The organism is Streptomyces sp. MH60, from assembly GCF_002939385.1.
In the GTDB taxonomy this organism is placed as follows: domain Bacteria; phylum Actinomycetota; class Actinomycetes; order Streptomycetales; family Streptomycetaceae; genus Streptomyces.
The window spans coordinates 13,976-40,813 of record NZ_MULI01000005.1 but is presented as its reverse complement, the minus strand read 5'-3'; the positions used below and the strand labels follow the sequence as shown (position 1 = coordinate 40,813).

At 72.7% G+C, this 26,838-nt stretch carries 27 protein-coding genes; 12 read left to right on the top strand and 15 right to left on the bottom strand.

The window, feature by feature from the left end; genetic code table 11:
• Positions 1–9: 9 nt before the first annotated feature.
• The gene (locus BZZ08_RS05820) at positions 10–696 is read right to left on the bottom strand and encodes a response regulator transcription factor (RefSeq protein ID WP_104631049.1); all 687 of its coding nucleotides are present in this window, start codon (positions 694–696) and stop codon (positions 10–12) included.
• Between the two features lie 301 nt (positions 697–997).
• Between BZZ08_RS05820 and BZZ08_RS05815 the strand changes: the two genes are divergently transcribed.
• From BZZ08_RS05815 to BZZ08_RS05785, 8 genes are all read left to right on the top strand, one after another.
• Positions 998–1,774, top strand: coding sequence for an amino acid ABC transporter ATP-binding protein (locus BZZ08_RS05815; protein ID WP_076976639.1), 777 nt, complete (start codon positions 998–1,000; stop codon positions 1,772–1,774).
• A gap of 125 nt (positions 1,775–1,899) precedes the next feature.
• The gene (locus BZZ08_RS05810) at positions 1,900–2,739 is read left to right on the top strand and encodes a glutamate ABC transporter substrate-binding protein (protein ID WP_104631048.1); all 840 of its coding nucleotides are present in this window, start codon (positions 1,900–1,902) and stop codon (positions 2,737–2,739) included.
• A gap of 84 nt (positions 2,740–2,823) precedes the next feature.
• Positions 2,824–3,492, top strand: coding sequence for an amino acid ABC transporter permease (locus tag BZZ08_RS05805; protein WP_104631047.1), 669 nt, complete (start codon positions 2,824–2,826; stop codon positions 3,490–3,492).
• A complete protein-coding gene (locus tag BZZ08_RS05800; RefSeq protein ID WP_104631046.1) occupies positions 3,489–4,376 on the top strand; it encodes an amino acid ABC transporter permease in 888 nt (295 codons plus the stop codon). Before BZZ08_RS05805 ends, BZZ08_RS05800 begins: the two co-directional genes overlap by 4 nt.
• A gap of 185 nt (positions 4,377–4,561) precedes the next feature.
• The gene (locus BZZ08_RS05795) at positions 4,562–6,184 is read left to right on the top strand and encodes an FAD-dependent monooxygenase (protein WP_104631045.1); all 1,623 of its coding nucleotides are present in this window, start codon (positions 4,562–4,564) and stop codon (positions 6,182–6,184) included.
• A gap of 72 nt (positions 6,185–6,256) precedes the next feature.
• Positions 6,257–6,406 carry a putative leader peptide gene (locus BZZ08_RS40070; RefSeq protein WP_446750234.1) on the top strand — a complete coding sequence of 50 codons (150 nt, stop codon included), beginning with the start codon at positions 6,257–6,259 and terminating at the stop codon, positions 6,404–6,406.
• 82 nt (positions 6,407–6,488) lie between these two features.
• Entirely contained in the window at positions 6,489–7,031 is a 543-nt protein-coding gene (locus BZZ08_RS05790) for a cysteine dioxygenase (protein WP_104631044.1), read from the top strand.
• Positions 7,028–7,429: a rhodanese-like domain-containing protein gene (locus BZZ08_RS05785; RefSeq protein ID WP_104631043.1), complete on the top strand. Its 402-nt coding sequence runs from the start codon at positions 7,028–7,030 to the stop codon at positions 7,427–7,429. Before BZZ08_RS05790 ends, BZZ08_RS05785 begins: the two co-directional genes overlap by 4 nt.
• A 259-nt stretch (positions 7,430–7,688) precedes the next feature.
• Here the strand turns inward: BZZ08_RS05785 and recX are convergent, their stop codons facing one another.
• Together recX and recA are read right to left on the bottom strand one after the other, a co-directional pair.
• Positions 7,689–8,471 (bottom strand): recombination regulator RecX, encoded by a 783-nt coding sequence (gene recX, locus BZZ08_RS05780; protein ID WP_198601310.1) that lies wholly within the window; start codon positions 8,469–8,471, stop codon positions 7,689–7,691.
• A gap of 3 nt (positions 8,472–8,474) precedes the next feature.
• Complete coding sequence (gene recA, locus BZZ08_RS05775; protein ID WP_104631042.1) at positions 8,475–9,599, bottom strand: recombinase RecA; 1,125 nt, start codon at positions 9,597–9,599, stop codon at positions 8,475–8,477.
• A gap of 289 nt (positions 9,600–9,888) precedes the next feature.
• Here recA and BZZ08_RS05770 point away from each other — a divergent pair, with 289 nt between their 5' ends.
• A complete protein-coding gene (locus BZZ08_RS05770; protein WP_104631152.1) occupies positions 9,889–10,089 on the top strand; it encodes a DUF2191 domain-containing protein in 201 nt (66 codons plus the stop codon).
• Between the two features lie 40 nt (positions 10,090–10,129).
• Here the strand turns inward: BZZ08_RS05770 and BZZ08_RS05765 are convergent, their stop codons facing one another.
• On the bottom strand, positions 10,130–11,419 hold the full coding sequence (locus BZZ08_RS05765; RefSeq protein WP_198601309.1) for an AI-2E family transporter: 1,290 nt from the start codon (positions 11,417–11,419) through the stop codon (positions 10,130–10,132).
• A 60-nt stretch (positions 11,420–11,479) separates the two neighbouring features.
• The gene (locus tag BZZ08_RS05760; RefSeq protein WP_003973258.1) at positions 11,480–11,674 is read right to left on the bottom strand and encodes a DUF3046 domain-containing protein; all 195 of its coding nucleotides are present in this window, start codon (positions 11,672–11,674) and stop codon (positions 11,480–11,482) included.
• An 81-nt stretch (positions 11,675–11,755) separates the two neighbouring features.
• Between BZZ08_RS05760 and BZZ08_RS05755 the strand changes: the two genes are divergently transcribed.
• Positions 11,756–12,721: a hypothetical protein gene (locus tag BZZ08_RS05755; protein WP_198601308.1), complete on the top strand. Its 966-nt coding sequence runs from the start codon at positions 11,756–11,758 to the stop codon at positions 12,719–12,721.
• 25 nt (positions 12,722–12,746) lie between these two features.
• Here the strand turns inward: BZZ08_RS05755 and BZZ08_RS05750 are convergent, their stop codons facing one another.
• Genes BZZ08_RS05750 through BZZ08_RS05740 form a run of 3 tightly spaced genes read right to left on the bottom strand, consistent with a single transcriptional unit; the run spans position 12,747 to position 14,682 of the window.
• Positions 12,747–13,055 carry an AzlD domain-containing protein gene (locus BZZ08_RS05750; RefSeq protein WP_104631040.1) on the bottom strand — a complete coding sequence of 103 codons (309 nt, stop codon included), beginning with the start codon at positions 13,053–13,055 and terminating at the stop codon, positions 12,747–12,749.
• Entirely contained in the window at positions 13,052–13,819 is a 768-nt protein-coding gene (locus tag BZZ08_RS05745) for an AzlC family ABC transporter permease (RefSeq protein ID WP_104631039.1), read from the bottom strand. The genes BZZ08_RS05750 and BZZ08_RS05745 overlap by 4 nt, the downstream gene beginning before the upstream one ends.
• Positions 13,816–14,682 carry an AraC family transcriptional regulator gene (locus BZZ08_RS05740; RefSeq protein ID WP_104631038.1) on the bottom strand — a complete coding sequence of 289 codons (867 nt, stop codon included), beginning with the start codon at positions 14,680–14,682 and terminating at the stop codon, positions 13,816–13,818. The genes BZZ08_RS05745 and BZZ08_RS05740 overlap by 4 nt, the downstream gene beginning before the upstream one ends.
• Positions 14,683–15,234: 552 nt before the next feature.
• Here BZZ08_RS05740 and BZZ08_RS05735 point away from each other — a divergent pair.
• Together BZZ08_RS05735 and BZZ08_RS05730 are read left to right on the top strand one after the other, a co-directional pair.
• Complete coding sequence (locus BZZ08_RS05735; protein ID WP_104631037.1) at positions 15,235–20,295, top strand: ATP-dependent helicase; 5,061 nt, start codon at positions 15,235–15,237, stop codon at positions 20,293–20,295.
• Between the two features lie 18 nt (positions 20,296–20,313).
• Positions 20,314–21,144 carry a DNA-formamidopyrimidine glycosylase family protein gene (locus BZZ08_RS05730; protein ID WP_104631036.1) on the top strand — a complete coding sequence of 277 codons (831 nt, stop codon included), beginning with the start codon at positions 20,314–20,316 and terminating at the stop codon, positions 21,142–21,144.
• 244 nt (positions 21,145–21,388) lie between these two features.
• On the opposite strand, the gene BZZ08_RS05725 is transcribed toward BZZ08_RS05730, so the two are convergent.
• The 7 genes from BZZ08_RS05725 to BZZ08_RS05695 form a co-directional block, all read right to left on the bottom strand.
• Positions 21,389–21,652: a hypothetical protein gene (locus BZZ08_RS05725; RefSeq protein ID WP_104631035.1), complete on the bottom strand. Its 264-nt coding sequence runs from the start codon at positions 21,650–21,652 to the stop codon at positions 21,389–21,391.
• Between the two features lie 6 nt (positions 21,653–21,658).
• Positions 21,659–22,129: a Dps family protein gene (locus BZZ08_RS05720; RefSeq protein ID WP_104631034.1), complete on the bottom strand. Its 471-nt coding sequence runs from the start codon at positions 22,127–22,129 to the stop codon at positions 21,659–21,661.
• 217 nt (positions 22,130–22,346) lie between these two features.
• Complete coding sequence (locus tag BZZ08_RS05715; protein WP_003973269.1) at positions 22,347–22,727, bottom strand: helix-turn-helix domain-containing protein; 381 nt, start codon at positions 22,725–22,727, stop codon at positions 22,347–22,349.
• 109 nt (positions 22,728–22,836) lie between these two features.
• Positions 22,837–23,382: a CinA family protein gene (locus BZZ08_RS05710; protein ID WP_104631033.1), complete on the bottom strand. Its 546-nt coding sequence runs from the start codon at positions 23,380–23,382 to the stop codon at positions 22,837–22,839.
• Positions 23,379–24,182 (bottom strand): CDP-diacylglycerol--glycerol-3-phosphate 3-phosphatidyltransferase, encoded by an 804-nt coding sequence (gene pgsA, locus BZZ08_RS05705; RefSeq protein WP_104631032.1) that lies wholly within the window; start codon positions 24,180–24,182, stop codon positions 23,379–23,381. Before pgsA ends, BZZ08_RS05710 begins: the two co-directional genes overlap by 4 nt.
• A complete protein-coding gene (rimO, locus tag BZZ08_RS05700; RefSeq protein ID WP_104631031.1) occupies positions 24,179–25,660 on the bottom strand; it encodes a 30S ribosomal protein S12 methylthiotransferase RimO in 1,482 nt (493 codons plus the stop codon). The genes pgsA and rimO overlap by 4 nt, the downstream gene beginning before the upstream one ends.
• Before the next feature lie 91 nt (positions 25,661–25,751).
• A complete protein-coding gene (locus tag BZZ08_RS05695) occupies positions 25,752–26,615 on the bottom strand; it encodes a helix-turn-helix domain-containing protein (protein ID WP_104631030.1) in 864 nt (287 codons plus the stop codon).
• Between the last annotated feature and the right edge of the window lie 223 nt (positions 26,616–26,838).

Sequence of the window (26,838 nt, the reverse complement as noted above, 5' to 3'; positions counted from 1 at the left end):
CCGGCCCCGCTAGGCGGTCGGGGCGACGAGGCGGTAGCCGACGCCGCGGACGGTCTCGATCAGCGCAGGCATGTGCAGTTTGGACCGCAGGGAGGCGACGTGCACCTCCAGGGTGCGCCCGGTCCCCTCCCAGCTGGTGCGCCAGACCTCGCTGATGATCTGCTCGCGGCGGAAGACCACACCGGGGCGCTGGGCGAGCAGGGCGAGCAGATCGAACTCCTTGCGGGTGAGTTGGACGACCGAACCGTCCACGCTGACCTGGCGTGTCGACAGCTCGATACGCACGGCGCCGAGGCGGACGACGGTCTCCGTGCCCCCGTTGGCCTCCTCGTGCACGGTGCGCCGGCTGACGGCGTGGATCCGGGCGAGCAGTTCCCCGGTGTCGTACGGCTTGACCACGTAGTCGTCGGCGCCGAGATTGAGGCCGTGGATGCGGGAGCGCACGTCGGAGCGCGCGGTGACCATGATGACCGGAGTGCTGGTGCGCTTGCGGATCTTGCCGCAGACCTCGTAGCCGTCCTGGTCGGGCAGTCCCAGGTCGAGCAGGACGACGCCGAAGCCGTCGACCTCGGGGACGAGCGCCTGGAGCGCCTCCTCGCCGCTGCGCGCGTGGGTGACGTCGAAGCCGTGCCGAGCCAGGATCGCGGACAGGGCGGCGGCCACGTGGTTGTCGTCCTCGACGAGCAGCAGTCTCATCCGGGCTCCCTTCGGTTCATCGGCCGTACGCTCGGCACGGGTAGAAATCGGGACGGGTCAGGGACGGGCACGCGCGCGTGCGTCCTGTGCAGTGACGCCGATGGAGGGGGACGGCGTCAAGAGGCTTCGGGTTGCGGCCGCTCGAAGTTATCCGGCCGATATGCGCCCAGCTCACAAGTGCTACGACTCGTGTCCGATTGCTATCGGATCGTGATGCTCAGATCTCGCTCAGATGTAGAGACGCGACGTGTCCCGGGTCACTACTGTCCTGCGAAACCCAGGAGGACGGAGCCCGAGAGCGATGACCGAAGTATCGGTGGCCAAGGAAGACAAGGCTGGGACCGGCGAACTGGTCGTCCTGAAGAGTGTCAACAAGCACTTCGGCGCGTTGCACGTACTCCAGGACATCGACCTGACGATCCACCGCGGCGAGGTCGTCGTGGTCATCGGACCCTCGGGGTCCGGTAAGTCCACCCTGTGCCGCACCATCAACCGTCTGGAGACCATCGACGACGGGTCGATCACGATCGACGGCAAGCCGCTGCCGGCCGAGGGCAAGGAGCTGGCCAGGCTGCGGGCCGACGTCGGCATGGTCTTCCAGTCGTTCAACCTCTTCGCGCACAAGACGGTGCTCGAGAACGTGACGCTGGGCCAGGTCAAGGTCCGCAAGGTCGACGCCAAGAAGGCCGAGGAGAAGGCCCGCGCCCTGCTCGACCGGGTCGGCGTGGGCGCCCAGGCGGACAAGTACCCCGCGCAGCTCTCCGGTGGTCAGCAGCAGCGCGTCGCCATCGCGCGGGCGCTGGCCATGGACCCGAAGGTCATGCTCTTCGACGAGCCGACGTCGGCCCTCGACCCCGAGATGATCAACGAGGTCCTGGAGGTCATGAAGCAGCTCGCCGAGGACGGGATGACCATGATCGTGGTCACGCACGAGATGGGCTTCGCCCGCTCGGCCGCCAACCGCGTCGTGTTCATGGCGGACGGCCGCATCGTCGAAGAGGCGACGCCGGACCAGTTCTTCAGCAATCCGCGCAGCGACCGTGCCAAGGACTTCCTGTCGAAGATCCTGCACCACTGAGACTTCGGAGCGGCTCCGGCGCCCCGCGCCGACCGCACCGGCGGCCCGCTCCCGGCGGCCGCATCTGATCGCCTGATCCTCTGATCGTCCGATCGCAGCTCGATCACAGCCAAAGGATGTTCACCATGAAGCTTCGCAAGGTCTCCGCCGCCTCGGCCGCCGTGCTCGCCCTCGCCCTGACCGCCACCGCGTGCGGCGGCGACGACAAGGACAGCGGCTCGTCCGGTGGTGGCGACGGCAAGAAGATCACCATCGGCATCAAGTTCGACCAGCCCGGCCTCGGCCAGAAGACCCCGGACGGCTACGCGGGCTTCGACGTGGACGTCGCCACGTACGTCGCGAAGAAGCTCGGCTACACCGAGGACCAGATCGAGTGGAAGGAGTCGAAGAGCGCCGACCGCGAGACCATGCTGCAGCGCGGTGACGTCGACTTCATCGCCGCCACCTACTCGATCACCCCGCAGCGCCAGGAGAAGGTCGACTTCGCCGGCCCCTACCTGCTCGCCCACCAGGACGTGCTGCTCCGTGCCGACGACGACAAGATCAAGTCGCCGGAGGACCTGAACAACGCGAAGCTCTGCTCGGTCACCGGTTCGACCTCGGCCCAGAACGTCAAGGACAAGCTGGCCCCCAAGGCGCAGCTGCAGCCGTACCCGACGTACTCGGCCTGCCTGCCCGGCCTGCAGAACGGTGCCATCGACGCGCTGACCACGGACGACTCGATCCTCGCCGGTTACGCCTCCCAGGCGCAGTTCAAGGGCAAGTTCAAGCTCGGCGGCTTCAAGCTGACGAACGAGAACTACGGCATCGGCGTCAAGAAGGGCAGCGACCTCAAGGACAAGATCAACAAGGCCCTTGAGGAGATGGTCGCGGACAAGACGTGGGACAAGGCCGTCAAGGACAACTTCGGCCCGGCCAACTACAAGAACGAGCCGGCGCCGAAGATCGGCGACATCAAGAGCTGAGGCCGGGCCTGACGAGGTGCGCCGCCCCACGGCAGGGGCGGCGCACCGGGGCGGGCATCCCTACACGCGGAAGCGCGGGAGATCGTGTTCGACTTTCTTCAGGATTACGACCTGGCGGGTGCCGTCTGGACGACAGTGCAGCTTGCTGTGCTCTCGGCCATCGGCTCCCTGATCTGGGGCACCATGCTGGCCGCCATGCGGGTCGGCCCGGTTCCGTTGATGCGCGCTTTCGGAACCGCGTACGTGAACATCGTGCGGAACATCCCGCTGACCGTGATCATTCTGTTCGCGTCGCTGGGACTGAACCAGACGTTGGGGGTCACCCTCGGCGGGGGGAACGACTTCGAGACGATCAACTTCCGGCTCGCCGTCCTGGGCCTGATCCTCTACACGTCGTCGTTCGTGTGTGAGGCGCTGCGCTCCGGCATCAACACGGTGCCGGTCGGCCAGGCGGAGGCGGCCCGGGCCCTCGGCCTGAGCTTCAGCCAGGTGCTCCGGCTGGTGGTTCTCCCGCAGGCGTTCCGCTCGTCCGTCGTTCCGCTGGCGAACGTGCTGATCGCGCTGATCAAGAACACCACGGTCGCCGCCGCCATCGGTGTGGCGGAAACGGCGCTGCTGATGAAGGAGATGATCGAGAACGAGGCTCAGCTGCTGCTCATCTCCGCGGTCATCGCTCTCGTGTTCGTGGTGTTGACGCTGCCGACCGGCCTGATCCTCGGCTGGGTGGGCAAGAAGGTTGCGGTGAAGCGATGAGCTCGATCCTCTACGACGCCCAGGGCCCCCGCGCCAAGCGTCGGAACATCCTCTTCACGGTCGTCTTCCTGGTCGCCCTCGCCGCCGTGCTGTGGTGGGTGTTCAGCACCCTCAACGACAAGGGCCAGCTGGAGTGGGCGCTGTGGAAGCCCTTCTTCACCGGTACCGAGGCGTGGTCGACGTACATCTGGCCGGGTCTGCAGAACACCCTGAAGGCCGCGGTCCTCGCGGTGGTCATCGCCCTGCCGCTCGGCGCGGCACTGGGCATCGCCCGGCTCTCCGACCACAAGTGGGTCCGGGTACCGGCCGCGGTCGTGGTCGAGTTCTTCCGGTCCATCCCCGTGCTGGTCCTGATGATCTTCGGTCTCGCGCTGTTCGCGGAGTACACGAACGTCAGCTCGGACGACCGCCCGCTCTACGCCGTCGTCACCGGCCTGGTGCTGTACAACGCCTCCGTCCTCGCCGAGATCGTCCGGTCCGGCATCCTGGCCCTCCCCAGGGGGCAGGCGGAGGGCGCGATGGCGATCGGGCTGCGCAAGGGCCAGGTCATGCGGCTGATCCTGCTGCCGCAGGCGGTCACGGCCATGCTGCCGGCCATCGTCAGCCAGCTCGTCGTGATCCTCAAGGACACCGCGCTCGGCGGCGCCATCCTCACCTTCCCCGAACTGCTCGCGTCGGCCAACACGATGAGCGGCTACTACGGCGCCAACGTGATCGCCAGCTACACCGTGGTCGCCGTGATCTACATCGCGCTCAACTTCGCCCTCACGAGCTTCGCGAGCTGGCTGGAGCGCCGGCTGCGGCGGGGGAAGAAGTCGACCGGTGCGGTGCTCCGTGCGGACGACGTCGAGACCGCCGACGCCGGAGCGGTCGGCAAGATCTAGCACATCTGACACACGGTCATCTCGTATGACCATCGACGGAGGCCGTGGCATGATCGCCACGGCCTCCGTCGCTTGACGCAAGCAGCGGCAATAGGTTGCATACGTTCTGTGACCGTGCACCCTGCTCCAATGTCCTGTTCACCCACGTCCCCCGGGACACCGCCACGGGCAGGGGGCGCCGCACCGTGGACCCGGTGATCATCACCGGAGCGGGGCCCGTCGGGCTCACGCTCGCCCTGGCGCTGGCGCGGCAGGAGGTGCCCTGTGTCGTCCTCGACGAGGGGCCGGGCAAGGACGAACCGCGCCCCGCGCGCACCGTCGTGCTGCGCGAGGAGGCCGTCGCGCTCGTCGAGCGGCTGACCGGCACACCGCTGACGGGGCTGGGTTCGCGTTGGGCCGGATGGCGGTCGGTGCGGCGCAAGCAGGTGACGCGCGAGGTCGTGTTCGGCGACGCCGATCCGGCGCCCCTGCACATCGCCCAGCACGAGCTGACCGGCGCCCTGCGCACGGCGCTCACGCGTGAGCGGCTGGTCAGGATCGCCGTGGACAGCCGGCTGGACGGCATCGAGCAGGAGAAGTCCGGCGTCACGGCCCACACCCGCGGCCCGGCCGGTACCTGGTGGCGCGGCAGTTACCTGGTCGGCTGCGACGGCCCCCGCTCCACCGTCCGCAAGCTCCAGGACATCCGCTTCCCCGGCCGTACGGCGGTGGAACGATACGCCGTCGCCGCACTGCGCACCGAACTCCCGTGGTCCGACGAGGCGCTGCTCCACCGCATGCCGCCGTGGCGGACGACCGGTCCGTGGGCCGGTGAGGTGGTCGGCCGCCCGCTGCCGGACAGCGTGTGGCGCCTGGACTGGCTGCTGCCGCCCGGCAAGGACCTGGTCACGCCCGAACTGCTCGTGAACCGGGTCCGCGAGACCCTCACCGGATGGGCCGAGGGCTCGACCCCGGCGTACGAGCTCCTCGACACCGGCGTCCACACGGTCCACCACCGCCTCGCCCGCCGCTGGCGGGCAGGCCGCGTGCTGCTCGCCGGGGACGCGGCGCACCTGCTGGGCGCGCTGGGTACGCAGGGCCTCGAGGAGGGGCTGCTCGACGCCGACAACCTCGCCTGGAAACTGGCCCTGGCCTGGCACCACGGGCCGCGCGAGGCGCTGCTGGACAGCTACCAGGAGGAGCGGCGGTCCGCGATCTCCGCGCGGCTGCGCGCCGCCGACCAAGTGCTCCCGCTGCTGCGCGGCGGCGGCGGACTGCGTTCCTACGTCCCCGGCGCGGCCCGCGGCAACGACGCGCTGCTGACGGACGGTCACCTCGGGCGCGGGACGCTGGGCGCGCCGGGGACGTACGCCGACTCGCCCCTCGCGCCCGAGAACCTCGCCGGTGAGGTGCCCGTGGGCACACCGCCCGGGACGCCCGTCACCGATGTGCGGGTCACGGCGGAGGACGGCACCTTCGTACGGCTGCGCGACCGGCTGGGGCGCGGGGCGCTGCTGGTGGTGCTGATCGCGCCGGGTACCGGGGTGTGGGAGCGCAAGCACTGGGTGACGGCCGGGATCATGCCCAGGCTGGCGGCCGCGGTGACGGCGCTGCCCCACCGTGCCGAGCTGCTGGTCACCGAGAGCTATCCCGGTGCCGCGGCGCACACCGTGCTGCTGGTGCGGCCCGACGGCCACCTGGTCACGGCGCTGAACGGGGTACGCCCGGCCGACCTCTACGCGGCCGCGGAGAGCGCGCTGGGCGGGGCGACGGCAGGGGCGGCGAACGAGGCCGAGGAGGGGGCGGGAGCGGCGGCCGGGTCGCGTTGAGCGGGCCGCCGCGCCGCCCGGCCGACCGCCGCCGGTCCCTCCTCTCCCGCCCCCGGTCGCCGGGGGCGGGACGTGCACTGTCCGCATGGTGACGCTGAGTTGACCGGCCGGCACCGTCATGGTCTACTCCGGATCGTGACCGACACCCATGTGCGCCTGTGGCGGAGGGTCCATATGGACCTCGTCCGCTATGCGGGCTGCGTGTGTCGTCCGTCCTGCTGAATTCGCCTTCCCTCTTCTTCGCGCGCGCCGCCGCTCGGACGTGCCGCCGCGCGCTCCCTCGCGAACTCCCAGGACGGTACCCGTGTCCCTCCCCTCCCTTTCTGCGGCCTCCGCCGCCCCTGCTTCCACGGCCGCCCCGACGCAGGCCGAGCTCCTCGACTTCGTACGGCGTGCCGCGGCCGACGCCGAACTGATCGCCTCGCTGCCGCTCGACCCCGAGGGCCGCACCTGGGTGCGGCTGGCCGGCCCGGGCGGCAGCGAGGCCTGGCTGATCGGCTGGCCGCCCGGTACGGGCACCGGCTGGCACGACCACGCCGACTCCGTGGGCGCCTTCGTCACGGCCGCGGGCGAACTCAAGGAGAACGCGCTCGCCGCCCGTCTGCCCACCGACGGCTGGAAGACCCTCGAACTCAGCGACGGTGTGGACCGGGAGCGCCGGCTGACCGTCGGCAAGGGGCGCGCGTTCGGCCGGCACCACGTGCACGAGGTCCTCAACGAGTCGACCGACCGCCACGCCGTCTCCGTGCACGCCTACTACCCGCCCCTGCCGCAGATCCGCCGCTACAGCCGCAGCGGGCAGACCCTGCGCCTGGAGCAGGTCGAGCGCCCGCAGGACTGGCAGTGAGCGGGCCCACGGGCATCGACGCCCTGCTGGAGCGCGTACGCGCCGGATACCGGCGGACCGCACCGGAGGAGGCGTACGACGCGGCCGAGGCAGGCACGGCGCTGCTGGTCGACATCCGGTACGCCGCTCTGCGTGAGCGGGACGGTGTGATTCCGGGCGCCCTGGTGGTCGAGCGCAACGAACTGGAATGGCGTCTGGACCCGCAGGGCAGCCACCGCCTCCCCGAGGCGGTGGACCACGACGTGCGGGTGGTCGTGGTGTGCGACGAGGGCTACGCCTCCAGTCTGGCGGCGGAGTCGCTGCACCGTCTGGGTCTGCACCGGGCCACCGACCTGATCGGCGGCTTCCAGGCCTGGCGCGCGGCGGGCCTGCCGGTGGCCGCCACCCGGTCCCAGTAGTCGGCGGGGCGGTCCACGGGGGCCGTGTCAGGACCCGGGATGACGAACGTCACGCGGGGCGGGGCGCCGGGCCTGGACGTCGCGGAGAGGCGCCCGTCCTTCAGCGCGACGAGGATCTCTTCGGTGCCATGGACCGTCACGATCGCGACGGTCAGCCCCGGCCACGTCGAAGGCCTGGTCGGCGGTGATTTCGCGCGGTCCTCGTCCGCCTGCCCGCCTGCCGGGCCGGTCCCCGAGTGCCCTCGGGCCGGGCACCGGCTCAGAACCCCTCGTCGCCGAGGTACTCCGTGTCCTCGCCCTCCTCCTCCAGCGCCTGGCGGACCACCCGCAGGGCCATGCCCTCGGGGTAGCCCTTGCGGGCCAGCATGCCCGCGAGGCGGCGCAGCCTCTTGTCGCGGTCCAGGCCCCGGGTGGCGCGCAGCTTGCGGGCGACCAGGTCGCGCGCGGTCTCCTCCTCCTGCTCGGTGTCCAGGCGGGACACCGCCGCGTCGATGAGCGTGGCGTCGACGCCCTTGGTGCGCAGCTCTCTGGCGAGGGCGCGCCTGGCCAGCCCGCGGCCGTGGTGCCGTGACTCCACCCAGGCCTCCGCGAAGGCCCCGTCGTTGATGAGGCCGACCTCCTCGAACCTGGACAGCACGTCTTCCGCGGCCTCGTCCGGGATCTCCCGCTTGCGCAGGGCGTCGGCCAGTTGCCTGCGGGTGCGCGGGGTCCCGGTGAGCAGGCGCAGGCAGATCGCCCGTGCCTGCTCGACCGGGTCCCGCGGAGGCTCCCCCTTCTCGGCCCTCGACGAGGAAGTGGCACCTCCGTCCTCGGCGGACGGCTCCGCCCGCTCGCGCCTGCCGCGCCCGCGCGCGCCGCCCGCTCCGCGGCCCCGCCCCCCGCCGCGGCGCGCCTCTCCGTCACCGTGGCGCGCCGTGCCGTCCTCGGGGGGACCCACGGCGGAGGGGTCCGTCTCGTACGAGGCCGCAGCCGCCCCGTACGCGTCGTCGCCCGGCCCGGCGGAGCCGCTCGTGTACTCGGCCCAGTCGGTTCGTCGGGTCACGGGTCAGCTCTTGGCTGCCGCGGCCTTGGACTTGGTGGCCTTGGCGGTCGTGGGCGCGGGCACCGCCGGTGCGGCGTCGGCCGGGGCGGCGGAGGCGGCGTCCGCGCCGGGCTCGGTGACCGGCTCCTCGGGACGCACGCCGACGCCCAGCTTCTCCTTGATCTTCTTCTCGATCTCGTTGGCCAGGTCGGGGTTGTCCTTCAGGAAGTTGCGCGCGTTCTCCTTGCCCTGGCCGAGCTGGTCGCCCTCGTACGTGTACCAGGCGCCGGCCTTGCGGACGAAGCCGTTCTCCACGCCCATGTCGATCAGACCGCCCTCGCGGCTGATGCCCTGGCCGTAGAGGATGTCGAACTCGGCCTGCTTGAAGGGCGGCGCGACCTTGTTCTTGACGACCTTGACGCGGGTGCGGTTGCCGACCGCGTCGGTGCCGTCCTTCAGCGTCTCGATGCGGCGGATGTCGAGTCGCACCGAGGCGTAGAACTTCAGCGCCCGGCCACCGGTCGTGGTCTCCGGAGAGCCGAACATCACGCCGATCTTCTCGCGGAGCTGGTTGATGAAGATCGCGGTGGTCTTGGACTGGTTGAGCGCGCTGGTGATCTTCCGCAGGGCCTGGCTCATCAGACGGGCCTGGAGACCGACGTGGCTGTCGCCCATCTCGCCCTCGATCTCCGCGCGCGGGACGAGCGCGGCGACGGAGTCGATGACGATGAGGTCGAGGGCGCCGGAGCGGACCAGCATGTCCACGATCTCCAGGGCCTGCTCGCCGTTGTCCGGCTGGGAGAGGATCAGGTTGTCGATGTCGACGCCGAGCTTCTTCGCGTACTCGGGGTCGAGGGCGTGCTCCGCGTCCACGAAGGCGACCTGGCCGCCTGCCTTCTGCGCGTTCGCCACCGCGTGCAGCGTCAGGGTCGTCTTACCGGAGGACTCCGGGCCGTACACCTCCACCACACGGCCACGCGGCAGGCCGCCGACGCCGAGGGCGACGTCCAGTGCGGTCGACCCGGTGGGGATGACCTCGATGGGCTCGTTCGGTCGCTCGCCGAGGCGCATCACGGCGCCCTTGCCGAACTGCCGTTCAATCTGTGCGAGCGCGGCGTCCAGGGCCTTCTCGCGGTCGGTTCCTGCCATGGGTTCCACCCGGTTTGCTTGATTCGATCGCTTCACGTCAAAGACGCTAATGCCTGCCACTGACAATGGGCCTCGATGCGGCTCCGGCCTGTGGATAACTCGGGTGCATCTCCCCCCGAACCCACTCGAATCACCCGCCACGAGCCCCGCCGGAGCCTCCATAAGAATGGATGTTCGATTTTCGTGTCAAGCGCACCACGCGGCACTTCCGAGCGTACGTCCCCGGCCCGGCGAGCCAGGTGGTTGGATGCGGATGCGGCACCGGGAGCGGGGACGAGAGGGGAACACCGTGGCCAAGGTCAGCATCAGTCTCGACGCCGAACTGGTGGTGGAAGTGATGGTGCTGGCCGGTGTCGGCTCGCCTCAGGACGCCGTCGAGGCGGTGGTGCGGGACTACATCGCCCGCGGTCACCGCACCGAGACGCGCACGGACTTCAAGGACCGCGGCCTGCGGGAGATCGACGCCAAGCCCCAGGAGCCTCAAGGCTGACCCTGCTCCCGCCGGCGTACGGGGAGCGTGCGCCCGTGCCTCAGGAGGAGGTGCCGCGGTCCCCGGGGCCCTCCGAGCCCTCTCCCTCCGGGCGGCGCCCCTGCTCCTGGCGCCGGGCCCACAGCTTGCGCAGGCGCGTGGACGTTCCGGACACCGCCCGGCGGTCCCGGCGCCCGTGGACGCGCGGATCGTCCGTGACGTCGTAGCGCTTGACGTACGCCCCGAGGAACGCCTGCAGCGTGGCGACCGCCGGGATGGCGATCAGCGCGCCGACGGCGCCGAGCAGGGCGGTGCCCGCGATGACGGAGCCGAAGGCGACCGCGGGATGGATGTCCACGGTCTTGGACGTCAGTTTGGGCTGCAGCACGTAGTTCTCGAACTGCTGGTAGACCACCACGAAGATCAGCACCCACAGCGCGTACCAGGGGTTGACCGTGAAGGCGATCAGCATGGGCAGGGCGCCCGCGAGATAGGTGCCGATGGTCGGGATGAACTGCGACACCAGGCCCACCCACACGGCGAGCGCGGGCGCGTAGGGCACCTCGAGGATCTCCAGGAGGATGTAGTGCGCGATGCCGGAGATCAGCGCCATCAGCCCGCGTGAGTACAGGTATCCGCCGGTCTTGTCCACGGCGATCTCCCACGCGCGCAGGACCTCGGCCTGGCGGGCGGGCGGCAGGATGGAGCAGAGTCCGCGCCGCAGCCGGGGGCCGTCGGCGGCGAAGTAGAACGAGAACAGCACGACCGTCAGCAGCTGGAAGAGGCCGCCCAGGACCTGGGCCGACACGTCCAGGACACCCGTCGCGCTGTTCTGCACGTAGTTGCGCAGCCAGTCGGAGCGGAGCAGGCCCTCCTGGATGTCGACCCGCCGCAGTTCGGTGTGGAAGTGGCCGTTGACCCAGTTGATGACGGAGTCGAGGTAGTCCGGGAAGTCCTCGACCATCTTGACGATCTGCCCGGCGAGCATGGAGCCGAGCAGCGTGACGAACCCCGCGGCGGCGATCAGGACGCCGAGGAAGACGAGGAAGGTGGCGAACCCCCGGCGCATGCCGCGCCCCGCCATCCAGCTCACCGCCGGTTCGATGGCCAGGGCCAGGAAGAAGGCGATGAGGACGTTGATCAGCAGCCCGGTGAGCTGGTGGAAGGCCCAGCTGCCCAGCTGGAAGGCGGCGATGAGCGCGAGGGCCAGCACCATGGCGCGCGGCAGCCAGCGCGGCATGCGGGCGCCCGGCCCGGCGACGGCCGCGTCGGCCGGGGGGCCGGTGGGCGGCGTGGTGCCGGCCTGGGATGCGTGCCGGGCGGTCTGCCCGGTCTCGTCAGTGGATGCCACGGAGCAAGTCTCACCCACGCCACGGACGGAGGAGCACGGTACGGCGATCTCCGTGAACCGTCACCGCTGTTCCCGCGGCACGTTCATGACGGTGCAGACCACTCGCCACACGTCCTTGGCGTCCCAGCCGGCGTCCAGCGCCTCGTGCACCGTACGCCCGCCCAGCTCCGTCATCACGTGATCGCGCGCGAAGGTGTCGGCGTATCCCGGACCGAAGTGATCCGTCATCCGCTCCCAGAAGACCGTCAACCGCATGCCCCCAGTATCCCGCCCCTGAGAGTGGGCCCTGAGCCGGGACCACCTGCCGGAACCGCTTTCCGGCCTACGGTCTGTCCCATGGCCGAAACCGGAGCGTCCCCACTCCCCGCGATCCCTCCGCCCGCGCCTCCGCGCACCCCGGACACGCGTGCACCGCTCGCGCGCGCGGAGCACTTCGTCTGGCTCACCGCGCGCGTACTGGAGCAGCGGTTGTTCGCGTACCACTTCCGCGGTGGGGACCCCGGCCCGGTGGAGACCGCGCTGGAGGCCTACCGCAACGAGGACGGCGGGTACGGCCACGCGCTGGAGCCCGATCTGCGCGGCCCGGCCAGTCAGCCCCTGCACACCGCGTGTGCCCTGCGCGTCCTGGACGCCGTCGGCCGCTGCGGCGGGCAGCGGGCCGAGCGGGTCTGCCGCTATCTGACCTCCGTGTCCACGCCCGACGGCGCCCTGCCGGTGACCCGTGCCAGCCGGGACGGGAACCCGGCCGCGCCCTCGGTGCCGGTCGCGGCCGCCCCTCCCGGGGAGCTGCTCGTCACCGGCCCGGTGGTCGGACTGCTGCACCGCAACGAGGTCTGGCACGCCTGGCTGTTCCGGGCCACGGACTTCTGCTGGCAGGCGGCCGAGTCGCTGGCGTCCCCGCACCCGTGCGAGGTCGAGGCCGCCGTGGCCTTCCTGGACAGCGCTCCGGACCGTCCGCGCGCGCAGGCCGCGGCCGACCGGCTGGGTCGTCTGGTGCGCGAACAGCGCCTCGCCGTGCTGGACCCGGGCGATCTCGGCGCGTACCGGGTCCCGCCGGGCCACGTCCGGGGCGAGCAGCGCTTCCCGCACGACTACGCGAGGGATCCGCGTTCGCTCGCGCGCGCGTGGTTCACGGACGACGAGATGGCCCGCTCTCTCGACTTCCTCGCCGCCGGGCAGGAGGACGACGGCGGCTGGCCGTCGCGCCGGCGCCGGGCACCCGTCCCGGCGCTGGAGGTCCGCGCCCGGGTGACGCTGGAGGCCCTGTGCACCCTCCGGGCGTACGGCCGTCCCCTCGGCTGACCGCGCGTGCGGCTGACCCGCCGCCTCAGCCGCCCACGGCCCGTACGCCCGCGGTGACCACCACGGCCGCCGCGACGACGAGCAGGAACGGCGCGCGCAGCAGCAGCGCGACGGCGGCCGCGGCGACCCCGGCGGCCCGCGCGTCCAGCACGAGCGTCTGCCCGTCGGCGAAGGTCTGCTGGGCGGTGAGCGCCGCGAGGAGGGCGACGGGCAGCAGCGCGGCGAGCCGTCGGACCAGCGGCCGTTCCAGGGCGCCCGCGGGTACCAGCAGCCCGAGGAGCTTGACCGCGTAGCAGCCCACCGCGGTGACGCCGATCGCAATCCACACGCTCATCGCTCGCCCTCCCCCTCGGCGGCCCCACGGACCGCGCCGTCCTCGGCACCGCCCGCGCGGCGTCCGCGCGCCCACAGGACGAGCGGCGCCGCCAGCGCGGCCACCAGGACGGGCACGCCCGCGGGCAGCACGGGCAGCAGGCCGAGGCCCAGGAGGACGGCCAGGGCGGCGACCGCGCGCTCGGTGGTGTTCTTGAGCATCGGCGCGAGCAGCGCGAGGAAGACCGCCGGACCGGCCGCGTCCAGACCCCACGCGTCGGTGTCCCCGATGGCCTCCGCGCCCAGTGCGCCGAGCAGCGTGGTGAGGTTCCACAGGACGTACAGGGTGAGCCCGGTGACGGTGAACCCGATCCGGACGGCGCGCCGGGTGGGCTGTGCGAGCGCCACGGCCGTCGTCTCGTCGATGACCCACTGCGCGGCGAACGGCCGTACCGCGCACGGGAGGGCCAGCAACTGCGACAGGCGCAGCCCGTAGAAGGCGTTGCGCACGCCCAGGAAGAAGGCTCCAGCCGCCGCGGTGAGCGGGTTGCCGCCGGCCGCGAGGGCGCCGACGAGCGCGAACTGGGACGCCCCGGTGAACACCAGGAGGCTGAGGGCGCAGGTCTGGGCCAGGGTGAGTCCGCTGCCGGCCGAGGTCACCCCGAAGGCGAACCCGGACAGTCCGACGGCGACTCCGACCCCGAGGGCGTCCCGTACGACGGCGGCGTCCGGCTTGGTGTCGGCCTCCGTGCCGGGAGCACCGGGAAGGGCTGTCTGTTCTGTCACGCCTCGAACGGTAGGAGCAGCCCTCGCCGCGCGTCTTGTACGTTCTTGCGCTCGCGCTGGTAGGCACCGGGCGGCACGCCGACGATCCGCGCGAAGTGCCGGTTCAGGTGCGGCTGGTCGGTGAAGCCGACGGCGACGGCGGCCTCGGCCGGGGAGGTCCCCGTGTCCAGCAGCCGCCGCGCCCGGCGCACCCGGGCGTCCGTCAGCCAGGTGTGGGGCGGCATGCCGTAGGCGTCCCGGAAGGCCCGCAACAGCGCGAACGGGCTGCTCCCCAGCTCCCCGGCGAGCCGCTCCAGGCTCGGCGGGTCGGCCATCCGCTCCTCCAGCACGGCCCGCGCGCGTGCCGCCGTCCTCGCCCCGGCCGTACGCACCCGGCGCCGGGGCAGCGGGCCGCCGTTCAGCCGCAGCAGCCGGGTCACGGCCACCCGCAGCAGGGTGTCGGCGGCGAGCGCGTTCCCGTCGTCGGCGGCCCGCAGCACGCGGTGCACCAGCTCGACGGTGTACGGGTCGTCGAGCACCGGCCGGACGAACCCGGGCGCCCCGCGCAGCGTCGTCGTCTCCGCCGCGATCCCGGCCACCAGCTCGGGCGCCGGGTAGACGGCCCCGTACCGCCATCCCTCCGGCACTCCGGCCCGCCCCGTGTGCGGGGTGTCCGGGTTGACCAGGGCGAGCGAGCCGGCCCCGGCGTACTGGTCGCTCCCGCCATGGTGGAAGACCTCCACACCGTCGGCGATGGCGGCGATGACGAAGTGCTCGTGCGTGTGGCGCACGAAGGTCTTCCGTATGTACTGGGCGCGGAGCAGGTCGACGTCGGGCAGCTCCGCGTACCGCCAGTGCCGCGCCCGTTCGCCCGATCCCGTCATGCCCCCATTCTCCGCCACGCCCGCACCGCCCCACCTCGCCCCCGGTGACGGCCCCGGGTCGGCCATCCGGGCGGCGGGCTCGACGACCGGCCCGGACGCCCCATGACGACCGGCCCGGACTGCCGACGGGGCCGACCGGTCTGGACGACCGGCGCGACCGCAACCCACGGCTGCCCGGCTCCGGCCACCGTCCTGGCGACCGAGCTCGGGACGCGCGGCGCACGCCCGCGACGCGTGGGGAGCCCGGGGCATGGTGGGCGCGGGGGGCGTGCGCCCCGCCCCCGGCTCGGGCAGCGTCGGTACCGGCCTCCGGCGGCAGCCCGGACGGCTCTCCGGCCGCCCCGGACGACCTGCCGACCACCGGCCTTGACTGTCCGGCTCCCGGCCGCGACGCGGCTCTGCTCGACGCGGATCGGCTCGGCTCGGACACCCGCGCGCGCCCGGCTCGCACGAGCAGTCCTACGTCCGGCCGGTCGGCGCCCGGCACCGACGAGGGCCGGCCGGTCCGCCCGGCTCGGGCCGATTGTCAGTGGTCGGGTGCACGATGGATCCATGGTCAGCTCCGCACACCGAGCCCTGGACGGCTTCTCACCCGCGACCCGCGGCTGGTTCACGGGGGCCTTCTCCGCGCCCACCTCCGCCCAGGCGGGTGCGTGGCAGGCCATCTCGCAGGGTTCGGACGTGCTGGTGGTCGCCCCCACCGGCTCGGGCAAGACGCTGGCCGCCTTCCTCGCCGCGCTGGACCAGCTGACCTCGACGCCCCCGCCCGCCGACCCCAAGAAGCGCTGCCGCGTCCTGTACGTCTCCCCGCTCAAAGCCCTGGCCGTCGACGTCGAGCGCAACCTCCGCAGCCCGCTGACCGGCATCCGGCAGGAGTCCGTCCGCCTCGGCCTGCCCGAGCCCGAGGTCAAGGTCGGCATCCGCTCCGGCGACACCCCGGCCGCCGAGCGCCGCGCCCTGTCCACCCGGCCGCCGGACATCCTGATCACCACCCCGGAGTCCCTGTTCCTGATGCTGACGTCGGCCACGCGCGACGCGCTGACCGGCATCGAGACGGTGATCCTGGACGAGGTGCACGCGGTCGCGGGCACCAAGCGCGGCGCCCATCTCGCGCTCACCCTGGAGCGGCTGGACGAGCTGCTGCCGAAGCCTGCCCGCCGTATCGGTCTGTCGGCGACGGTCCGCCCCGTGGACGAGGTCGCCCGCTTCCTCGCCCCGCGCGGCAAGGTCGAGATCGTCCAGCCGGAGTCGGGCAAGGAGTTCGACCTGTCCGTCGTCGTCCCGGTCGAGGACCTCGGCGAGCTGGGCGGCTCCCCGGTCGCGGACGGCAACGAGGGCGCGGAACGCCCGTCGATCTGGCCGCACGTCGAGGAGCGGATCACCGACCTGGTCCAGTCGCACCGCTCCACGATCGTCTTCGCCAACTCCCGGCGGCTGGCCGAGCGCCTGTGCAACCGGCTCAACGAGATCGCGTACGAGCGGGCCACCGGCGAACCCCTGGACGAGCACCACTCCCCCGCCGAGCTGATGGGCGGCTCGGGCGCCGCCCAGGGCGCCCCGCCCGTGATCGCCCGCGCCCACCACGGCTCGGTCTCCAAGGAGCAGCGCGCCCTCGTCGAGGAGGACCTCAAGGCGGGCCGGCTGCCCGCGGTGGTGGCCACCTCAAGCCTGGAGCTGGGCATCGACATGGGCGCCGTCGACCTCGTGATCCAGGTCGAGTCGCCGCCCTCCGTGGCCTCCGGCCTCCAACGCGTCGGCCGCGCGGGGCACCAGGTCGGCGCGGTCTCCACGGGCGTGGTCTTCCCGAAGTACCGCGGCGACCTGGTGCAGTCGGCCGTGGTCACGGAGCGGATGCGCAGCGGCGCCATCGAGGCCCTGAGGATCCCCGCCAACCCGCTGGACGTGCTGGCCCAGCAGCTGGTGGCGATGACCGCGCTGGACACCTGGCAGGTCGACGACCTCCTCGCCACCGTCCGCCGCGCCGCGCCCTTCGCCTCACTGCCGGAGTCGGCCTTCACCGCCGTCCTGGACATGCTCGCGGGCCGCTATCCCTCCGACGCCTTCGCCGAGCTGCGCCCGCGCGTGGTGTGGGACCGGATCGCCGGTACGGTCACCGGCCGCCCGGGCGCCCAGCGGCTCGCCGTGACGTCCGGGGGCACGATCCCCGACCGCGGGCTCTTCGGGGTGTTCCTGGCCGGTGCCGACCCGAAGAAGGGCGGCGGCCGGGTCGGCGAACTGGACGAGGAGATGGTGTACGAGTCCCGCGTGGGCGACGTCTTCACGCTCGGCACCAGCTCCTGGCGGATCGAGGACATCACGCGCGACCGGGTCCTGGTCTCCCCGGCGCCGGGCGTGCCGGGCAGGCTGCCGTTCTGGAAGGGCGACCAGCTGGGCCGCCCGCTGGAGCTGGGCCGCGCGCTGGGCGCCTTCCTGCGCGAGGTCGGCTCCCTGTCCAAGGAGGACGCCCGGCTGCGCCTGGTCACCGCGGGCCTGGACGCCTGGGCCGCGGACAACGTGCTGTCGTACCTCGACGAGCAGCGCGAGGCCTGCGGCCACGTCCCCGACGACCGCACCATCGTCGTCGAGCGTTTCCGGGACGAGCTGGGCGACTGGCGGGTGGTGGTCCACTCCCCCTTCGGCGCCCAGGTCCACGCCCCCTGGGCCCTCGCCCTCGGCGCCCGCCTGTCGGAGCGGTACGGCATGGACGCCCAGGTCATGCACGCCGACGACGGCATCGTGCTGCGGCTGCCGGACGCCGACCTGATGGGCCTGGACTTCCTCGACCAGGACCCCGCGAAGCCGGGCCTCGAGTACGACGCCGAGAAGGCGCCGGTGGGCGCGGCAGACGTCGTCTTCGACAAGGGCGAGGTCGACCGGGTCGTCACCGACCAGGTGGGCGGCTCGGCGCTGTTCGCGTCCCGGTTCCGCGAGTGCGCCGCCCGCGCGCTGCTGCTGCCGCGCCGCAGCCCGGGCAAGCGCACCCCGCTGTGGCAGCAGCGCCAGCGCGCCGCGCAGCTGCTGGAGGTGGCGAGCGAGTACGGCTCGTTCCCGATCGTCCTGGAAGCCGTCCGCGAGTGCCTCCAGGACGTCTTCGACGTGCCCGGACTGGTCGAGCTGATGGGCGACCTGGAGGCCCGCAAGGTCCGCCTGGTCGAGGTCACCACCCCGGAGCCGTCCCCGTTCGCCCGCTCGCTGCTCTTCGGCTACGTCGCCCAGTTCCTGTACGAGGGCGACTCACCGCTCGCCGAGCGCCGGGCCGCCGCCCTGTCCCTGGACTCGCGGCTGCTGGCCGAGCTGCTCGGCCAGGCGGAGCTGCGCGAGCTGCTCGACGCGGAGGTGCTCACCGAGCTGGAGCGCGAGCTGCAGTGGCTCACCGAGGACCGCCGCATCAAGGACGTCGAGGGCGTCGCCGACCTGCTGCGGGTGCTCGGCCCGCTGACGGACGCGGAGCTGGCCGAGCGGGGCGCGGAGCCGCGGTGGGCGCCCGAGCTGGCCGCGGCCCGCCGCGCGATCAGGGTGCGGATCGCCGGCGCCGACCACTGGGCGGCGATCGAGGACGCGGGCCGGCTGCGCGACGCGCTGGGCACGGCGCTGCCCGTCGGTGTGCCGGAGGCCTTCACCGAGCCGGTCAAGGACCCGCTCGGCGACCTCCTCGCCCGGCACGCCCGCACCCACGGGCCCTTCACCTCGGTCACCGCGGCGGCCCGCTTCGGTCTGGGCGTGGCGGTCACCGAGGGCGCCCTGCAACGGCTCGCGGGGACGGGGCGGGTCGTCCAGGGCGAGTTCCATCCGGCCGGCATCGGCCAGGAGTGGTGCGACGCGACCGTCCTGCGCAGGCTGCGCCGCCGTTCCCTGGCCGCGCTCCGGCACGAGCTGGAGCCGGTGGCGCCGGCCGCACTCGGCCAGTTCCTCCCCCAGTGGCAGCACATCGGCAAGGGACACACGCTGCGCGGGATCGACGGGCTGGTCCGCGCCGTCGAGCAGTTGCAGGGCGCCTCCGTGCCCGCCTCCGCCCTGGAGAAGCTGGTCCTCCCCTCCCGCGTGGCGAACTACAACCCGGCGATGCTGGACGAGCTGACGGCCGCCGGTGAGGTGGTCTGGGCCGGAGCGGGTTCACTGCCCGGCAAGGACGGCTGGGTCTCCCTCTACCTCGCGGACGCGGCCCCGCTGCTCCTGCCGCCCCCGCATCCCCTGGAGACGACCGCCCTGCACGAGTCCGTCCTGAGCACTCTCTCGGGCGGGTACGGCCTGTTCTTCCGCCAGATCGCCGACCAGGTCCGCGCCACCACCCACCCGGAGGCCACCGATCCGCAGCTGGCCGACGCCCTGTGGGACCTGGCCTGGTCCGGACGGCTGACGAACGACACGCTGGCGCCCCTGCGCTCCCTGCTGGGCTCCGGGCGCACCGCGGGCTCCACGGCCCACCGTGCCAAGCGCGCGGTACCGCGCGGACGGTACGGATCGCTGACGGCCGCCGCCCGCCCGGCGTCCCGCACCGGCCCGCCGACGGTCGCGGGCCGCTGGTCGCTGCTCCCGGCCCGCGAGGCCGACGGCACGGTGCGGGCCCACGCCCTGGCCCGCACGCTCCTCGACCGGCACGGCGTGGTGACCCGCGGTGCCGTCGCCGCGGAGGGCGTCGAGGGCGGCTTCTCCGCGGTGTACCGGATCCTGGCCGCGTTCGAGGACAGCGGCCAGGCCCGGCGCGGCTATGTGGTGGAGGGGCTCGGGGCGGCGCAGTTCGCCATGGAGGGCGCCGTGGACCGGTTGCGCGCGGTGGCGAACGCCCGCGAGCGCGGAGACGGCCGGGCGGGACCGGAAGAGTTCACCCGCGACGCCTCCGCGGACCGCCCCGCACCCGGCCGCTCCGCCGAAGCGCCCGGCGACTCCCCCCTCGGCACCCTCGGCCCGCTCAATCCCCTGGACCCCTTCGGCGACCCCGCGTCCAGCGGCCCCGGGCGACCCGACGACGCCCCGGACCCCTTCGCCGACTTCGCCCCCGGCAGCCCGGGAGGCCCCGGAGGCCCGGCGCCCTTCGACGACGTCTTCGCCGACCCCGACCGCCTGGGCCGTTCACCCTCCCGGGGCGACTACATCTCACCTCGCGACTATGCCGAACCCGGCGCCGGCGGCCCGCGCGGAGGTGGCGCGCACGGGGGCCTCCAGGGCCCGCGCGGCCCGTACGACGCCGGATTCCCCGGCCGTCGCGGCCACGGCGCCGCCGGTCCGCGGGCGGTGGTGCTGGCCGCCGCCGACCCGGCGAACGCGTACGGTGCGGCCCTCGGCTGGCCCGAGCCGCCCAACGGTGCCACGCACAAGCCGGGCCGCAAGGCGGGCTCCCTGGTGGTGCTCGTCGAGGGCGAACCGGCGCTCTACATGGAGCGCGGCGGCAAGACCCTCCTGCTGTGGCCCTCCGACCCCGACCGGCTGCCCACCGATGACCCGCGACTGCGAGCCGCCGCCGAGGCGCTCGCGGAGGCGGCCCGCGCCGGTTCCCTCGGCACGGTCACGGTGGAGCGCGTCAACGGCACGGCGGCCCTGACGTCCCCCTTCGGCCCCCTCCTGGAGGGAGCGGGGTTCATCGCCACCCCGCGCGGTCTGCGCATCAGGGCGTGACCCTGTCACCCTTGAGCCATGCCCGAAGGAGACACGGTCTGGCAGGCGGCGCGACGGCTGCACGACGCCCTCGCGGACAAGGTGCTGACCCGCAGCGACTTCCGCGTCCCCCGGTACGCCACGGTCGACCTCACCGGCCGCACCGTCCTGGACGTCACCCCGCGCGGCAAGCACCTGCTCACCCGGGTCGAGGGCGGCCTGACGGTCCACTCGCACCTGCGGATGGACGGTTCCTGGAAGGTGTTCGCGCCCGGACAGCGCTGGAGCGGCGGCCCGGCGCACCAGATCAGGGTGATCCTCGGCACCGCCGACCGCACGGCCGTCGGCTACCGTCTCCCGGTGCTGGACATCCTGCGCACCGCCGACGAGCAGCGCGCGGTCGGCCATCTCGGCCCCGACCTGCTCGGCCCCGACTGGGACCCGGCCAGGGCGCTGGACAACCTGTGCGCGAACCCGGCCCGTCCGCTCGGTGAGGCCCTCCTGGACCAGCGCAATCTCGCCGGTATCGGCAACGTCTACAAGAGCGAGCTGTGCTACCTGCTCGGCGTCACGCCCTGGCTGCCGGTCGGCGAGCTGCCCGCCGACCGGGCCTCGCTGCTGCCCACGCTCGCGAAGAAACTCCTGGAGGCCAACCGCGACCGCCCGGTCCGCCGCACCACGGGCCTGCGCGGCCAGGACCTGTTCGTGTATGGCCGGGCCCCCCGCCCCTGCCTGCGCTGCGGCACGTCCGTCCGGGTGGCCGACCAGGGTGACGGGGCCCGCGAGCGCCCCACGTACTGGTGCCCGGTCTGCCAGCGCGGGCCCGCGCCGCGTCCGGGCGGCGTCGCGGGGGCCCGGACACGGCACTGAGGAATCCGCCGACGAGAGCGCCGAGGAAGCTGGGGGGCGTGCTCAGCCGGCGGCCGGCAGAGCGTCCATCTGGCCGACCGCCGCAGGCCCTGCTCCACGACCGCCGCACGCAGGCCCTCCTCCACGACCGCCGCACGCAGGCCTTCCTCCATGCCGGCGGTCCCCACCAGCGCTCCCCCGTGACACCGGACAGGTCGTCCCGCACACGGCGCCGCAGGACATCACCCGCACCTCCGCGGAGGGATCAGCGCCGGTCCGGGCGAGTCGGGGCCGGTCCTCGCCCCGCCCCGCGCAGGGCCCGGCGCCACCGCCCCGCGCCCAGGGCCCCCGCGGCCCGGCGTCGCGGCACACAGTGCACCGGCAGCACGCTCAGCCCCCAGCCGCCGACCGCGACCGCTCCTTCGAGCACCCCGGCACCGGGCTCCAGCGCCAGGCACAGCACGGCCCACCACCACAACACGCCGAGGCCCAGCGCGGCCGCCCGGCGAGCCGTCCGCGCCGAGGCCATCCCGCGTCATCCGTTTTCGGCCTGGAACATCCAGTGCTGCTTCTCGAGATCGGCCGTGATCTGGATGAAGATGTCCTGGCTCACGGGGTCGGGGTCACCACTCGCCGCGATCCGCTCGCGCATCCGCCCGATCACCGCGCCCAGCGCGTCCACGATGGTCTGTACGGCGGTGGTGTCGTCCACCCAGCCCTCGGGGGTCACGTCGATGCCGCTGCCGACGGCGACCGTCGCGGCCCGCCCGTCGGGGGAGACGCCGAGCGCCGAGGCCCGTTCCGCCACGGTGTCCGAGTGGGTGCGGGCGGTGCCGACCAGTTCGTCCAGCTGGAGGTGTACGGAGCGGAAGCGTGGGCCGACCACGTTCCAGTGGATCTGCTTTGCCACCAGGGCCAGGTCGACCAGGTCGACGAGGGCGCCCTGCAACGCCTCCGAGACGGTCTTGAGGTCCGCGTCGGACAACGGGCTCTTCACGACGTACATCCACGCCTCCGTCGGTTCGCCCCCCGGCCATCTCCCTCCACGATGACCGCACCCCCACGGACCGGCAAACGGGGCGCCCGCCCCGCCGACGGCGCCCACGCTCCCGCGGACGCCCCCGCGGAGGGGGACGCCAGGGCATGCGAAAACCCCGGCCTCGTCCCTCCGGTCTCCCGGAGCGACCCCGGCCGGGGTCTCACACGCACACGTTCTCGGGCGCTCAGGCGGCGACGACGTCCACTGCCTCGGCGGGCGCCTTGATGGTCACCCGCTCCGGTGGCACGCCGGTCACCGAGACGGAACCCAGCATCGGGCGCACCGGTGCCGGTACGGTCTCGCTGGGCGTCGCCGCAGCGGACCGGGCCAGCTCGGCGAGGGCGAGTTCGTCGCTCACTTCCCGCATGAGCTCGGACATCCGTACGTCCAGCGCGTCGCAGATGGCGGAGAGCAGCTCGGAAGAAGCCTCCTTCTGCCCCCGCTCCACCTCGGAAAGATAGCCGAGTGACACTCGGGCGGACGAGGAGACTTCGCGCAGAGTACGGCCCTGGCGTTGGCGCTGCCGACGCAGCACGTCACCCAGCAGGCGACGGAGCAGAATCATCGGTGGCTCCCTCCTCGGACCGTGTAACCGCATCCTTCACGCCCCACCGTACCGCCTCGCGCCGCGGCCGTGCGGGGAGCGATGTCGTGTTCACTCAGGGCTGCAAACATCAAAACCCCCCGTTCCGTTCCGTATCCTGTGCCCGCTCATTCCTGGTCTGTTCGCTCGCAAGCTCCCTCAGAAGAAGCGCGAGTACGCTCCGTACACTCTCCATACGAATTTCCGCGCGGTCGCCGTTCAACCGCAGCGCCTCCACTTTTCGGCCATCGGTGCAACCCTGCCCGGCCCCGGAGGGCCCGTCCACGGCCACGAAGACGGTCCCCACAGGCTGCCCGTCCTGCGGGTCCGGGCCGGCGACGCCGGTCGTCGCGATGCCCCAGTCGGCACCCAGCGCCGTGCGTACGCCTGCCGCCATCTGGGCGGCGACCTGCGGGTCCACGGCTCCGCGCGCCGCGAGGAGCCCGCCGTCGACGCCGAGCAGCTCCTGCTTCAGTTCCGTCGCGTAGGCGGTGACGGAGCCCCGGAATGCCTTGGACGCTCCCGGGACCGCCGTGAGCGCGGCAGCGACCATTCCACCGGTCAGTGACTCGGCGACCGCGAGGGTCTCGCCCCTGACGGTGAGTAGTCGCAGCACGTCGGCGGCCGTGGAACTCAAGCTTCCGTCCCCTTCAACGCCGCTCTGCGTTCGGCGATTCCCCGGCGGCGCAGCACAATGGCCTGCTTCACATAGTCCAGTCCGGTCGCCACGGTCAGGACGACCGCCGCGGCCATCACCCAGAACCTCAGGGTGGCCAGGGGCCCCGTCAGCGCCAGGACATACATGCCGACGGCGATGCCCTGGGTGAGCGTCTTGAGCTTGCCGCCCCGGCTCGCGGGGATGACGCCGTACCGGATGACCACGAAACGCAGGACGGTGACACCGACTTCCCGGCCGAGGATGACGGCCGTCACCCACCACGGCAGGTCGCCCAGCGCGGACAGGCAGATGAGCGCCGCACCCATGATCGCCTTGTCGGCGATGGGGTCGGCGATCTTCCCGAAGTCGGTGACCAGGTCGTAGGTGCGTGCCAGATGCCCGTCGAAGAGGTCGGTGATCATGGCGACGGCGAAGGCGGCCCAGGCGAAGGAGCGCCAGGCCGGGTCGTACCCGCCGTTGCCGAGCATCAGCGCCACGAAGGCCGGCACGAGGAGCAGCCGGAGCATCGTCAGCAGATTGGCGACGTTCCAGACGCTCGCCTGGTTGACGGCCGCAGCCGCGATCTTGCCACCGCGCCCGGCCGCACCGCCCTCGGTCGCGCCCCGTTCCGCCGCGCCCCGGTCCGCCGTGCCCCGGTCCACGGCGCCCCCCGGGCCCGTACACTCGCCCGGCTCCTGTGCCGCGCCCGAGGCGCCGCGCGGGCCGGCCCTGCGCGCACTGGAGGAGCCGCCCGCCGCGGACGCCGGGACTCCGGTCATCTGCCGGCCTCCTCACTCCACTCGGGCGAGCCCAGCAGCGGTTCGGCCACCAGGTCGACACCCTCCGTACCGACCACCTTCGCGTCGACCATACGACCGACCGTCAGGCCTTCGCCGCTCGTGAGCAGCACCTGGCCGTCGGTCTCCGGGGCCTGGTGCTCCGCACGGCCGCGGACACCGTCCCCGTCGTCGGCGGACGCCACGGACTCGACGAGTACCCGCACGGTCGCGCCGACGCGCTCGTCGGCCCGCTGCGAGACCAGTTCCTCCGCCAGGCGGGAGACACGTGCCAGCCGCTCGGCGACGACATCCTCGTCCAGCTTGTCGCCGTAGGTCGCCGCCTCGGTGCCCTCCTCGTCGGAGTACCCGAAGACGCCGATGGCGTCCAGCCGGGCGTGGTTCAGGAACCGCTCCAGCTCGGCGAGGTCAGCCTCGGACTCGCCGGGGAAACCGACGATGAAGTTGGAGCGGACGCCCGCCTCGGGCGCCTTGCTCCGGATGGTGTCCAGGAGCTCCAGGAAGCGGTCGGTGTCGCCGAAGCGGCGCATCGCGCGCAGCACGTTCGGCGCGGAGTGCTGGAAGGAGAGGTCGAAGTAGGGCACGACCTTCTCGGTGGAGGTCAGCACGTCGATCAGACCGGGGCGCATCTCGGCGGGCTGGAGGTAGCTGACCCGCACCCGCTCGATGCCGTCGACGTCGGCGAGGTTCGGCAGCAGGGACTCCAGGAGCCGGATGTCGCCGAGGTCCTTGCCGTAGGAGGTGTTGTTCTCGGAGACCAGCATGATCTCCTTGACGCCCTGCTCGGCCAGCCACCGCGTCTCGTTCAGCACGTCGCTGGGGCGGCGCGAGATGAAGGAGCCGCGGAAGGACGGGATGGCGCAGAAGGAGCAGCGCCGGTCGCAGCCGGAGGCCAGCTTCACGGAGGCGACCGGGGAGCCGTCCAGCCGGCGGCGCAGGGGCGCGCGCGGCCCGGAGGCGGGGGCGACGCCTTCGGGCAGGTCGGTCGGGCCGTGTCCCGGCAGGGCGACCGCGGCTCCGGCCTCCTGCCGCTCGGCGGGGCTGATCGGCAGCAGCTTGCGCCGGTCGCGCGGGGTGTGGGCGGCGTGGATGCCGCCGTTCAGGATGGTCTGCAGGCGGTCGGAGATGTCGGCGTAGTCGTCGAAGCCGAGGACGCCGTCGGCCTCCGGGAGGGCGTCGGCCAGCTCCTTGCCGTACCGCTCGGCCATGCAGCCCACCGCCACGACGGCCTGCGTTCTTCCGTGGCCCTTGAGGTCGTTGGCCTCCAGGAGGGCGTCCACGGAGTCCTTCTTGGCGGCCTCGACGAAGCCGCACGTGTTCACGACGGCGACGTCCGCTTCCTCGGCGTCGTCGACGAGCTTCCAGCCGTCCGCCTCCAGACGGCCGGCGAGCTCCTCCGAGTCCACCTCGTTACGGGCGCAGCCAAGGGTGACGAGTGCGACGGTACGGCTTTCAGGCATGGGCTCAAGACTACTTCGTCCCGCCGACAGCCCATGTCGACGGGGTTGGCCGATCCCGGCCAACCCCGTCCCGACTCGTTCCCCCCGTCCCCTATCCGACCTGCGGGTCGCCCTTCGTGTACGTGAGGCGCTCGACGGCGCCGGGCCGGAAGTCGTCCTCGATCTTCTTGCCGTTGACGTAGAGCTGGATGGCTCCGGCGTCACCGAGGACGAGCTTGACCTTCTCGTTGTCCTGGAAGGTCTTGGAGTCGCCCTGCTTGAGCAGTCCGTCGAAGAGCAGCCGGCCGTTGTGGTCCTGGGCGGAGATCCAGCTGCGGCCCTCGGTGGCGCTGACCTTGACCGTCACCTTGTCCGCGGGCGCGGCGGCGATGGCGCTGTCGCTCGGTTCCGGCTTGGGGTCGGCGGGCTTGTCGGGCTTGCCGCTCGACGAGGCGGACTCGCCGGACGACGGCTGGGCCCCCTCGGCGACGCTCGCCTCGTTGCCGCCGTCGTCGCCGCCCTTGACGAAGGTGAAGCCCACGAAGCCGATCACCGCGACGATCGCGGCGACCATGGCGGCGGTCCAGTTGGGTCCGCGCCGCTCCGGACGGATGCGTTCCGCCTCGAACAGGGGCGCGGCGGGGGTGGGCTCCGGGCGCCCGCCGTGCTCGGCGTCGAACCGCGCGAGCAGTTCGGCCGGGTCGAGCCCGACGGCCTTGGCCAGGGTGCGGATGTGACCGCGCGCGTAGACGTCGCCGCCGCAGGGCGCGAAGTCGTCCGCCTCGATGGCGTGCACGATGGCGATGCGGACCCGGGTGGCGGTGGTGATGTCGTCGACGGTCAGCCCGGCGGCGATCCGGGCCTGCTGCAGGGCGCGGCCCACCGAGGGGCGGGCTTCCTCGGGAACGTCTGCAGGGGCGTCGTGGGACACGTCTTCGATCGGACGCTCGTCTTCGGGGGAGTTGCCGTTGGACACGGGGGCGCCTTTCGAGCGTTTAGCCGCCTGTGCTGGGCGTTCAGTCTAGGGGGGGTGCAAACGGGTGGGGCAACCGGGCGGTACGACCTTTACGCCATCGGAATGGCCCGGCACCCCGATGGTGGACTACCTGTTTGTCACTTCCCTCAACTTGACGTAGGGCCTGGGGAAACGGTTGTTCAATGCTCCCTAACGGGTGAGTCACGATCGGCCGCCCGGCCGT

What these genes read in the sequence shown, in the direction of transcription:
- BZZ08_RS05820 (WP_104631049.1), bottom strand. Translation starts at nt 696, where the DNA reads ATGAGACTGCTGCTCGTCGAGGACGACAACCACGTGGCCGCCGCCCTG.
- BZZ08_RS05815 (WP_076976639.1), top strand. Translation starts at nt 998, where the DNA reads ATGACCGAAGTATCGGTGGCCAAGGAAGACAAGGCTGGGACCGGCGAA.
- BZZ08_RS05810 (WP_104631048.1), top strand. Translation starts at nt 1,900, where the DNA reads ATGAAGCTTCGCAAGGTCTCCGCCGCCTCGGCCGCCGTGCTCGCCCTC.
- BZZ08_RS05800 (WP_104631046.1), top strand. Translation starts at nt 3,489, where the DNA reads ATGAGCTCGATCCTCTACGACGCCCAGGGCCCCCGCGCCAAGCGTCGG.
- recA (WP_104631042.1), bottom strand. Translation starts at nt 9,599, where the DNA reads ATGGCAGGAACCGACCGCGAGAAGGCCCTGGACGCCGCGCTCGCACAG.
- BZZ08_RS05760 (WP_003973258.1), bottom strand. Translation starts at nt 11,674, where the DNA reads ATGCGGTTGACGGTCTTCTGGGAGCGGATGACGGATCACTTCGGTCCG.
- BZZ08_RS05755 (WP_198601308.1), top strand. Translation starts at nt 11,756, where the DNA reads ATGGCCGAAACCGGAGCGTCCCCACTCCCCGCGATCCCTCCGCCCGCG.
- BZZ08_RS05750 (WP_104631040.1), bottom strand. Translation starts at nt 13,055, where the DNA reads ATGAGCGTGTGGATTGCGATCGGCGTCACCGCGGTGGGCTGCTACGCG.
- BZZ08_RS05740 (WP_104631038.1), bottom strand. Translation starts at nt 14,682, where the DNA reads ATGACGGGATCGGGCGAACGGGCGCGGCACTGGCGGTACGCGGAGCTG.
- BZZ08_RS05735 (WP_104631037.1), top strand. Translation starts at nt 15,235, where the DNA reads ATGGTCAGCTCCGCACACCGAGCCCTGGACGGCTTCTCACCCGCGACC.
- BZZ08_RS05730 (WP_104631036.1), top strand. Translation starts at nt 20,314, where the DNA reads ATGCCCGAAGGAGACACGGTCTGGCAGGCGGCGCGACGGCTGCACGAC.
- BZZ08_RS05725 (WP_104631035.1), bottom strand. Translation starts at nt 21,652, where the DNA reads ATGGCCTCGGCGCGGACGGCTCGCCGGGCGGCCGCGCTGGGCCTCGGC.
- BZZ08_RS05720 (WP_104631034.1), bottom strand. Translation starts at nt 22,129, where the DNA reads ATGTACGTCGTGAAGAGCCCGTTGTCCGACGCGGACCTCAAGACCGTC.
- BZZ08_RS05715 (WP_003973269.1), bottom strand. Translation starts at nt 22,727, where the DNA reads ATGATTCTGCTCCGTCGCCTGCTGGGTGACGTGCTGCGTCGGCAGCGC.
- pgsA (WP_104631032.1), bottom strand. Translation starts at nt 24,182, where the DNA reads ATGACCGGAGTCCCGGCGTCCGCGGCGGGCGGCTCCTCCAGTGCGCGC.
- rimO (WP_104631031.1), bottom strand. Translation starts at nt 25,660, where the DNA reads ATGCCTGAAAGCCGTACCGTCGCACTCGTCACCCTTGGCTGCGCCCGT.